Source organism: Arthrobacter sp. H41 (assembly GCF_000520535.1).
Lineage (GTDB): Bacteria > Actinomycetota > Actinomycetes > Actinomycetales > Micrococcaceae > Arthrobacter_D.
In genome coordinates this window covers 1-8,309 of record NZ_KI914834.1, presented here as the reverse complement: position 1 = coordinate 8,309, position 8,309 = coordinate 1, and the positions used below count along the sequence as shown (strand labels likewise).

Here is an 8,309-nt window from a genome sequence, read left to right as displayed (position 1 = left end):
GCCAGTACTGCAGCCCGTACCGTGCAGCGGCGTCCTGCAGCTTCTCCTGCTCGGGCGTCAGCTTCGCGGGCAGATGCCCTGCCGCGAGGACCACGGCATCGACCGGAAGGATGGCGCCGTCGTCGAACTCGAGCACCCACCCCTCGCCGTGCCGGCGCGCGGCCAGCACCTCCGCCGAATGATGAACGACGACGGCCTCGCCCGCGTGCTCGACCAGCTGCCGGAACACCCAGGCCAGGTACCGGCCGTACAGCCTCCGGCTCGGGAAGTCCTCCGCGCCGAGGCTCCGCGCCTCCGCTGCGTCGTCGGTAGGAAGCCCCGCAACGGTACCGCGGGCCGCGCGCTCACGCCACTGGTCGAAGCTGAGGTGCACCGGGGAAGTCGGCAAGGCCTCGGCCGCATCACCCACGGGCACCACCGTGGGAAACCGGGACGGTGTGTTCATGAGGAAGAGCCTCGACTGGTCGGCGCGCCAGACATGGCCGGGCCCGGGTTCGAAGGGGTCGATGACGTGGAGAACGAGCTGCACTCCAGCGGCGCCGTCCTGACCCAGGTGGCGGCGTCCTGCAGCTTCTCCTGCTCGGGCGTCAGCTTCGCGGGCAGATGCCCTGCCGCGAGGACCACGGCATCGACCGGAAGGATGGCGCCGTCGTCGAACTCGAGCACCCACCCCTCGCCGTGCCGGCGCGCGGCCAGCACCTCCGCCGAATGATGAACGACGACGGCCTCGCCCGCGTGCTCGACCAGCTGCCGGAACACCCAGGCCAGGTACCGGCCGTACAGCCTCCGGCTCGGGAAGTCCTCCGCGCCGAGGCTCCGCGCCTCCGCTGCGTCGTCGGTAGGAAGCCCCGCAACGGTACCGCGGGCCGCGCGCTCACGCCACTGGTCGAAGCTGAGGTGCACCGGGGAAGTCGGCAAGGCCTCGGCCGCATCACCCACGGGCACCACCGTGGGAAACCGGGACGGTGTGTTCATGAGGAAGAGCCTCGACTGGTCGGCGCGCCAGACATGGCCGGGCCCGGGTTCGAAGGGGTCGATGACGTGGAGAACGAGCTGCACTCCAGCGGCGCCGTCCTGACCCAGGTGGGCGATCATGCGCTCGACCACCGACGTTCCGCGGGGGCCGCCGCCGATCACAGCCACCTCTGCTCTCCCCCGGTTGATCATGGCTCCACCCTATCCAATCCGTATTCCTCGATAAGCCGCGCCGCCGTGCTGCCGGGTCGGGAAGGTCCCGGTTCTGTCTAGGATTGCTGGATGACGCATTCCACAGAACAGCGCCCACCCGCCTCCCTTGACGAGTTCCTCTGGCTTGAAGACATCTACGGTGACAGGCCGCTCGAATGGGTCCGGGCGGAGAACGCGCTCACGGAGGAGAAGCTCATTACTCCGGGGTTCCGTGAGATGGAATCACGGGTGCTCGAGGTTCTCGATTCCACCGATCGGATTCCCCTGGCCACCAAACGCGGATCGCACTACTACAACTTCTGGCGTGACGCCGGGCACCCGAAGGGGCTGTGGCGCCGCACCACCTGGGCGAGCTACACCACCGCCGCACCGGAGTGGGAGGTGCTGATCGACGTCGATGCCCTCAGTGCCGACGAGGGCGAGGAATGGGTCTGGGGCGGAACGCTGTTCCTCCGGCCGGCCTCCGGCGACGATTACAGCCGCGTGCTCGTGGCGCTGTCCCCCGACGGCGGGGACGCCACCCGCTACCGGGAATATGACATCGGGGACCGCTCCTTCGTGGACGGGGGCTTCGACATTCCGACCGCCAAGAGCCGGATCAGCTGGGCGGGGCCCGACACCCTGAACGTTGCCACGGACTTCGGCGCCGGAACCCTCACCTCCAGTTCCTACCCCCGCACCGTGCGCCGGCTTCAGCGCGGCCAGGCGCTGCAGGACGCGGGACTGTACTTCGAGATCCCGGGACACCACATGATGGCTCTGGTGAGCCGCGACCAGACGCCGGGCTTCGAACGCGACGTCGCAGTGGACACCATCGACTTCTACTCGAGCCGCACGCACCTGAGGGTCGACGGCGAATGGGTGCACCTCGACGTGCCCGAGGACGTGAATGTTTCACTGCACCGGCAGTGGCTGATCTGCCGGCCCCGCACCGACTGGTCCTGCGGGGGGGAGAACCACGCTGCCGGTTCGCTGCTGGTCATCGGGCTGAACGATTTCCTTGCCGGCGACCGCTCGTTCACCTGCGTCTTCACGCCGGACGCTGCCACCTCCCTGCAGTCGTGGAGCTGGACGCGCGACTACCTCCTCCTCAACCTGCTGCGCGACGTGTCATCCGAGATCCGCATCCTCGACCCGGCGAAGGACTGGACGGCTGGCCTTCTGGACGCGTGCCCTCCCCTCCACGCCGTGGACGCCTTCGCCGTGGATGACGAGGACCCCGAAGCGGGCAATGACTACTGGCTCGTCGCCACGGGTTTCCTCACGCCCTCGGCGCTCTACCGGGGGGAGATCGGCGGCACGCACCGGCAGGTCAAGGCGACGCCGTCGTTCTTCGACGAGGACGCGTTCCACGTCGAACAGCACTTCGCGGTGTCGGAGGACGGCACCCGGGTGCCGTACTTCCAGGTGGCACCGAAGGACCTCGTGCTCGACGGCGGAAACCCCACCCTGCTGTCCGGGTACGGAGGCTTCGAACACTCGATGACTCCTGCCTACAGCGGTGTGGTGGGGCGGGGCTGGCTGGAGCGGAAGACCGACGACGGCCGCCGGGGGGTCTACGTCCTCGCGAATATCCGAGGCGGCGGCGAGTACGGTCCGCGGTGGCACCAGGCGGCACTGCACTCCGAACGGCATCGGGCGTATGAGGACTTCGCGGCGATCGCCAGGGACCTGGTGCGGCGCAACGTCTGTAGGCCTGCGCTGCTGGGCTGTACCGGGCGCAGCAACGGTGGCCTGCTGGTGGGCAATATGCTTGCCACCTATCCCGAGCTCTTCGGAGCGATTTCCTGCGGTGTTCCGCTGCTGGACATGCGCCGGTACACCAAACTGTCGGCCGGATTCTCGTGGATCGCCGAGTACGGCGACCCGGACAAGCCGGAGGAGTGGGAGTACGTGCGGACGTTCTCGCCGTACCACCTGGTGCGCCCGGGCACCCCATACCCTGAGACGCTGATCTGGACGGCAACGAGCGATGATCGAGTGGGGCCCGTCCAGGCCCGCAAGATGGCCGCGCGGATGAAGGACATGGGGGTGGGGAACGTGTGGTTCCACGAAGCATTGGAGGGCGGTCACGCCGGTGCCTCCGACAACCGGCAGGCCGCAAGGATGCATGTGATGACGCACGAGTTCCTGTGGCAGGCACTGACTCGCAACGCGTAACCGGGACCGAACCGGCGGTTTTGCTCTTGTGTGCCCCTTCTGGGTAACCTTGGGAAGCTAGCAATAGCGACTGGAGACGTGCCAGAGCGGCCGAATGGGCTTCACTGCTAATGAAGTGTGGGCCAAAAGTCCACCGGGAGTTCAAATCTCCCCGTCTCCGCGCCAGGGCCCCCTAGGAATAGGGGGCCCTTTTGCATGGGTCCCACGCGGCGGATCTCCGCCCGCAGGTCACGCCCGCATAGCGAGGGCGAACGGAAGCACCGATTCCGCGCCTGCCATCCGCAACGCGCGCCCGGCCACGGTGATGGTCCAGCGGCTGTCCGCGAGATCGTCGACCAGCAAAACTGGTCCCGGATTGGCGGCAAACCAGGCCCTGCCTTCAGCGGGGACGCCGAACCGGTCCCACACGGAAGCGAGCCGGAAGGCACTGTTGCCGCCCGGCTGCCCGGTCGGCCATCCGTCAGGTGTTTCGAGCACACCCAGGAACGGGATACGCCCCACTTCCGCGAGCGCCTGCGCCAGGGATCCGATGAGCTCGGGATGCCGCCGTGAGGGCATCGCGACTACTGCAACAGGACGTTTGTCCCAGGTCCACTGGGATAAAACGCGGATGCAGGCCTTCACCACGGCGTCATCCAATGGCGCATCGGGAGTCTGGTCGGCAAGGAGTTCGCGCAGCCGGTTCCCCCACCCGAGATCGGTCATGCGGGCCAGCGCGCGCCCGGTTCCCACCAGCTCGCCGGGCTTGATCCTGCCCTTGACCGGCACACCCAGTTTGTCCATGCCGCTCGGCCATTGTCCGCGCGGCTCAAGCTCCACGCCCACCCGGCTCAGCGCCTGCCCTGCGGAATCGGACGCGTCGTGGCCGATATCGTCGGAGTACCACGGCCCGGCGCAGTTGTCGCAGCGGCCACAGGGAGACGCGGTGGGATCGTCGAGGGAATGCGCCAGGAATTCCATCCGGCACCCCGAGGTGTTCTCGTAGTCGAGCATGGCGCGCTGCTCGGCAACCCGTGCCTCGCTGATCCGCCGGTACCGTTCGGCGTCGTAGGACCAGGCGCGGCCGGTGGCTTCCCAGCCTCCTGACACCTTGCGGACGGCGCCGTCGACGTCGAGCACCTTGAGCAGCAGCTCCAGGGGTGACCTCTTGAGGTTGACCCGCGCTTCCAGAGCCGGAGTGGAGAGGACGGTTCCGGGTTCGAGTGCCTCGAGGACCCGCTGGGCCGCATCCTGCGACGGCATCGAGGAGGTGGCGAAGTACTCCCAGATGTCGCGGTCCTCGGCCCCCGGCAGCAGGAGGACGTCGGCGTTCGGTGTACCTCGGCCCGCACGGCCCACCTGCTGGTAGTACGCCACGGGTGAGGAGGGCGCACCGAGGTGGACCACGAACCCCAGATCGGGCTTGTCGAATCCCATTCCGAGGGCGCTCGTGGCGATCAGCGCCTTGACCTCGTTCTGCTTCAGTGCAGCCTCAGCCGCCTCCCGGTCCACGGGGTCCGTCCGCCCGGTGTAGGCCAGCACCGCGTGGCCGTTCTCGCGAAGGAGCCGCGCGGTGTCCTCGGCCGCGGAGACGGTGAGCGCGTAGATGATCCCGCTCCCCGGCAGGGAGTCCAGGTGGGTCAGGAGCCACGCAAGCCGCGAACGTGGGCTCGGAAGCCGCAGCACTCCCAGCCGGAGCGATTTCCTCGCGAGTTCCCCCCGCAGCGTGAAGACGTCGGTGCCGCCGGTCCCGAGCTGCTCCTCGACGTCCTTCACCACCCGGGAGTTCGCCGTGGCCGTCGTCGCAAGGACGGGCACGCCCCCGGGGAGCGCCGCGATCAGCTCACGCAACCGGCGGTAGTCGGGGCGGAAGTCGTGGCCCCAATCCGAGATGCAGTGCGCCTCATCGATGACGAGCAGGCCGGTGCGGCGCATCAGTTCGGGCAGATGGCGTTCCCGGAACGCCGGATTGTTCAGCCGCTCGGGCGACACCAGGAGGACGTCCACCTGATTGGCGTCGAGCTTCGCGGTGATGTCGTCCCAGTCGGTCTGGTTGGCAGAATTGATGGCCTCCGCGCGCACCCCGGCACGGGCGGCGGCGGCCACCTGGTCGCGCATGAGCGCCAGCAGAGGGGACACGATCAGGGTAGGGCCCGCGCCGCGGTTCCTCAGCAGCAGGCTTGCCACGAAATAGACGGCCGATTTGCCCCACCCCGTGCGCTGGACGACCAGCGCCCGCCGGCCGCCTTCAACGAGCGCCTCGATCGCTTCGAACTGTCCTTCGTGAAATCCGGCGTCCGCGTTGCCCACCAGTGATTGGAGCATGCTGGTGGCCTGGTCCCGGAGAAGTGCTGTCTGTGGCATGCCGCCAAGTATTCCAGCCGCTACTGCCATTCCAGGCAGCGGGCCCCGGGTATGTGGGAAACAGTGCGCGGCCGGACAAGCGGAGGTGCGATCCGTCAACAGCTAGAATTCAGACCGTGAACAAAACCTTCGACCTCTCTGCTTCCTTCAAGGCCTATGACGTGCGCGGTATCGTCGGCGAGACCATCACGGTGGCGACCGTCACGGCGGTGGGGGCTGCGTTCGTCGATTCCCTCGACCTGGCGGGCGAGTCGATCCTGGTCGGCGGGGACATGCGTCCGTCGTCGCCGGAATTCTCCAGCGCCTTCGCGAAAGGTGCTACCCGGCGCGGAGCCGATGTGGTGCTGCTCGATCTCATCTCGACCGATGAGCTCTACTACGCCAGCGGGACGCTCGACGCCGCTGGCGTCACCTTCACTGCGAGCCACAATCCGGCCCAGTACAACGGTATGAAAATGACCCGTCCCGGCGCCGTCCCCCTGTCCTCCGAGACCGGGCTCAAGGAGATCCAGAGCCTCGCCGAGCGATACCTCGACGAAGGGTCCATTCCCGAGGTCGGCGAACCCGGCTCCATCAGCGTGCGCGACGTCCTGCCGGGATACTCCCGCTTCCTGCGCTCGCAGGTGGACCTCTCCTCCCTGCGCCCGCTCAAGGTGGTGGTCGACGCCGGCAATGGAATGGCCGGCCTGACCACGCCTGCGGTCCTCGGCGACCGCCTCCTGCCGGCGTTGCCGCTGGAGATTGTCCCGCTGTATTTCGAGCTGGACGGCACGTTCCCCAACCACCCGGCCAACCCGCTCGAACCGGAGAACCTCCTCGATCTGCAGGCGGCCGTCGTGCGGCACGGCGCCGACATCGGCATCGCGTTCGACGGCGACGCCGACCGCTGCTTCATCATCGATGAAAAGGGGGCGCCGGTCTCGCCCAGTGCCGTCACCGCCATGATCGCCCGCAGGGAGATCACGCGTGCCCAGGCGGACGGCGAGGAAACCCCTGTGATCATCCACAACCTCATCACGTCCCGGGCCGTGCCCGAGCTCATCGCGCGCGAGGGAGGGCGTCCCGTGCGTACCCGCGTGGGGCACTCCTTCATCAAGGCCGTCATGGCGGAAGAGGGTGCCGTCTTCGGAGGCGAACACTCCGCCCACTACTACTTCCGCGATTTCTGGAATGCCGACACCGGCATGCTCGCCGCCATGCACGTCCTTGCCGAGCTCGGCGCACAGGACGGCCCGCTGTCCGAACTCGGCCGCGAGTACGAGCCCTACTTCTCCTCGGGCGAGGTCAACTCGAGGGTCGAGGATCTCCCTGCCGCGATCGGGCGTGCCCGGGCAGAGTTCGAAACCGACGGCGTGGTGGTCGACGAACTCGACGGCGTCACGTTCACACCGGACCACGGGAAGTGGTGGTTCAACCTGCGCGCGTCCAACACGGAGCCCTACCTGCGGCTGAACGCCGAGGCGGTGGATCCCGCAACGCTCCGCCAGGTGGTGGACCGGGTGCTCGCACTGGTTCGGCAATAGAACCCGTCCGGCAGAAGTAGAACGGCCTCGCTGCTTCCCCATCCGGAAGCAGCGAGGCCGTTTTTCTGCCGGAACCGTCAGACCGCGCTGAACCGTTCCTTCAGCTCGTTGAGCTGATCCGTCAGTTGCTCCGGCAACGAGTCCCCGAACCGGCTGTACCACTCCTCGATACCCTCCAGTTCGGCTGCCCACTCCGCGGAGTCCACGTGCACGGCTGCCTCTACTTCGGCCGGGGTCATATCGAGTCCCGTCAGGTCGAGGGCATCGCCGGTCGGGACGAAGCCGATGGGCGTCTCGACGGCGTCGGCGGTTCCCTCCAGGCGCTCGATGACCCACTTGAGTACGCGGGAGTTATCACCGAAGCCGGGCCAGGCGAATCCGCCGTCGGCCGTCCGTCGGAACCAGTTGACCAGGAAGATCTTGGGCAGGCGCTCCTGGTCGGCCTTCGCGCTCAGGTCGATCCAGTGCCGCAGGTAGTCGCCGGCGTCGTATCCGATGAAGGGAAGCATCGCCATCGGATCCCGCCGCACCCGGCCCACCTCGCCCGCTGCGGCGGCCGTCGTCTCCGAGGACAGGGTGGAGCCCATGAAGATTCCGTTGGCCCAGCTCCTCGACTGCGTGACCAGCGGAACGGTGGTCTTCCGCCGCCCGCCGAAGAGGATGGCTGACAGCTCGACTCCCTCGGGCCGGTTGAATTCCTCCGCCAGCATGTCGATCTGGTCGATCGGGGTGCAGAAGCGGGCATTCGGATGAGCCGCCGTGCGTCCTGATTCCGGCGTCCAGTCGTTCCCCTGCCAATCGGTCAGGTGCTCCGGCACCTCTTTGGTCATGCCCTCCCACCACACACCGCCGTCGTCGGTCAGTGCCACATTGGTGAAGATGGAGTTGCCCTTGGCGATGGCGCGCATCGCGTTCGGGTTCGTGTGCCAGCCGGTGCCCGGCGCGACGCCGAAAAGGCCGGCCTCCGGGTTCACTGCGCGCAGCTCGCCTTCCTTGCCGAAGCGCATCCAGGTGATGTCGTCGCCCAGGGTTTCAACCTTCCACCCGTCGATCGTGGGATCGAGCAGGGCGAGGTTGGTCTTGCCGCAGGCCGAC

Annotated in this window: 6 protein-coding genes and 1 tRNA gene; 3 read left to right on the top strand and 4 right to left on the bottom strand. The window is 67.7% G+C overall.

What is annotated here, in order from left to right:
- Both Y705_RS20470 and Y705_RS0115125 read right to left on the bottom strand, forming a co-directional pair.
- On the bottom strand, positions 1-529 hold a 529-nt coding region (locus Y705_RS20470), incomplete at its 3' end, for an FAD/NAD(P)-binding protein (RefSeq protein WP_162149098.1).
- The gene (locus Y705_RS0115125) at positions 442-1,167 is read right to left on the bottom strand and encodes an FAD/NAD(P)-binding protein (protein ID WP_026533468.1); all 726 of its coding nucleotides are present in this window, start codon (positions 1,165-1,167) and stop codon (positions 442-444) included. The genes Y705_RS0115125 and Y705_RS20470, both read right to left, overlap by 88 nt.
- A gap of 90 nt (positions 1,168-1,257) precedes the next feature.
- Between Y705_RS0115125 and Y705_RS0115120 the strand changes: the two genes are divergently transcribed.
- Complete coding sequence (locus Y705_RS0115120) at positions 1,258-3,348, top strand: prolyl oligopeptidase family serine peptidase (protein ID WP_026533467.1); 2,091 nt, start codon at positions 1,258-1,260, stop codon at positions 3,346-3,348.
- Positions 3,349-3,420: 72 nt separating this feature from the next.
- Positions 3,421-3,508, top strand: a tRNA-Ser gene (locus Y705_RS0115115).
- Positions 3,509-3,576: 68 nt separating this feature from the next.
- Here the strand turns inward: Y705_RS0115115 and Y705_RS0115110 are convergent.
- A complete protein-coding gene (locus Y705_RS0115110; protein ID WP_026533466.1) occupies positions 3,577-5,691 on the bottom strand; it encodes a RecQ family ATP-dependent DNA helicase in 2,115 nt (704 codons plus the stop codon).
- A gap of 116 nt (positions 5,692-5,807) precedes the next feature.
- On the opposite strand from Y705_RS0115110, the gene Y705_RS0115105 reads away from it, so the two are divergent.
- Positions 5,808-7,214 (top strand): phosphomannomutase/phosphoglucomutase, encoded by a 1,407-nt coding sequence (locus Y705_RS0115105; protein ID WP_026533465.1) that lies wholly within the window; start codon positions 5,808-5,810, stop codon positions 7,212-7,214.
- A 77-nt stretch (positions 7,215-7,291) separates the two neighbouring features.
- Here the strand turns inward: Y705_RS0115105 and Y705_RS0115100 are convergent.
- Positions 7,292-8,309, bottom strand: a 1,018-nt coding sequence (locus Y705_RS0115100; RefSeq protein ID WP_026533464.1) for a phosphoenolpyruvate carboxykinase (GTP), incomplete at its 5' end; no start/stop codon positions are given.

Coding starts and splice junctions, on each gene's coding strand:
- Y705_RS0115110 (WP_026533466.1), bottom strand. CDS start 5,691: ATGCCACAGACAGCACTTCTCCGGGACCAGGCCACCAGCATGCTCCAA.
- Y705_RS0115120 (WP_026533467.1), top strand. CDS start 1,258: ATGACGCATTCCACAGAACAGCGCCCACCCGCCTCCCTTGACGAGTTC.
- Y705_RS0115125 (WP_026533468.1), bottom strand. CDS start 1,167: ATGATCAACCGGGGGAGAGCAGAGGTGGCTGTGATCGGCGGCGGCCCC.